Source organism: Actinoplanes sp. NPDC051633 (assembly GCF_040681735.1).
GTDB lineage: Bacteria > Actinomycetota > Actinomycetes > Mycobacteriales > Micromonosporaceae > Actinoplanes.
In genome coordinates, this window is record NZ_JBFAZH010001712.1 from 1 (window position 1) to 1,216 (window position 1,216).

The window sequence follows — 1,216 nt, forward strand, 5'->3', positions numbered from 1 at the left end:
GTCACGGGCCTCGTCTCGTTCGCCGGATACCTGGGCCGCGGCGGCCTGATCGCTGCGTACGCGGCCCGGGTGGTGGCCACCTTCCTCGGCATCCCGGCCTTCATCTTCGACGCACCCGTATGGGTGCAAGTGCTGGTCGTCATCGGCATCGTCCTGTCGGTGGCCGGCATCTGGCTGACTCTCCCGGCGCTGCGACGGTCGGCGACCGTACGCTCATGATCCGGCCGGCCCGGCTCGGCGCTCGGCTCCGGTGGGCGTGCTTCAGCCCTTGGCGTACTCGAGATGGAAGAAACTGCTCGTCAGGGTCAGTTGCCCGGGTGAGCACATGTACCGGATGGTGTAGGCGCCCGAGTCCTGAAGATGCTCCTTGGGGATGACCTGGTCGTTGATCACGACGCTGTAGTCGTAGTTCTTGTCGTCGGTCGTCTTCAGGGCGAGGTCACCGCCGCGACCGACGAACTGGAACAGGGAGGTCCCGCGCTCGGTCAAGGTCACGTTGTAGCCGCCGGCCGAACCCGTCAGCACGGTCTCGCCGATCGCCATGTCGGTGCCTGTGCCGTCGTCGCGGAAGATGATGCCGAAGGACGCGCCCGGCATGGGACGGAGCTCGACCGGGGTGTCGTCGACACGAAACGTCCGGTTGTAGATCGTGCCGGTCCAGCGGCCGACGAGGCAGCTGTCGACCTGACTGACACCCTCGGGGGCGGGCGGGGGCCGGAAGTCGCCGTTCTGCATGAGCACGGTGACGGTAGTGGCGGCGGCCGTCGGAGGTTTGTCCTTGCCGAGGACCGGAGGTAACGCGGTGATCGCCGCGGTGATCAATCCGAGGATGCCCGTCACGATGGCGATGTTGCGTACCCAGTGAGACTCTGTGCCATCTTTCAGGTCCGACGGCCTGGGTTGACGGCCCGCCGCTCCCTCCTGTGTGTGCGGCGGGGCCTGTCTCGGTGCGGATGCCGGGGTTTCATAGCCGGGCGGAACAATGACACTCGGCATGCTCGCCACTCGTCGCGCCGGCGGAGGGCTGCGCCGGCCCGGCGCTGGTGGCGCCTGCCGCGTGCTGCCCGGCGGGGCGATCACCCGGGTGGCGCGGCAATCAGTACAGGACAGGTAGTTGCGGTCGTTCTCGGCGCCGCACCGGTGACATTTCATCGCCCCTCCTCAGGAACCACCGTGGCGGCGGGAGCCGGTGCGGCCGGCTCGGCGCGTGGCGTAA

At 68.3% G+C, this 1,216-nt stretch carries 2 protein-coding genes; one reads left to right on the forward strand and one right to left on the reverse strand.

Going from position 1 to position 1,216, the window contains the following annotated elements; genetic code table 11:
• Positions 1-219, forward strand: a 219-nt coding sequence (locus AB0M20_RS44555; protein WP_364307641.1) for a hypothetical protein, incomplete at its 5' end; no start/stop codon positions are given.
• Positions 220-261: 42 nt separating this feature from the next.
• Here AB0M20_RS44555 and AB0M20_RS44560 read toward each other — a convergent pair.
• Positions 262-840, reverse strand: coding sequence for a hypothetical protein (locus AB0M20_RS44560; RefSeq protein WP_364307643.1), 579 nt, complete (start codon positions 838-840; stop codon positions 262-264).
• Positions 841-1,216: the final 376 nt, after the last annotated feature.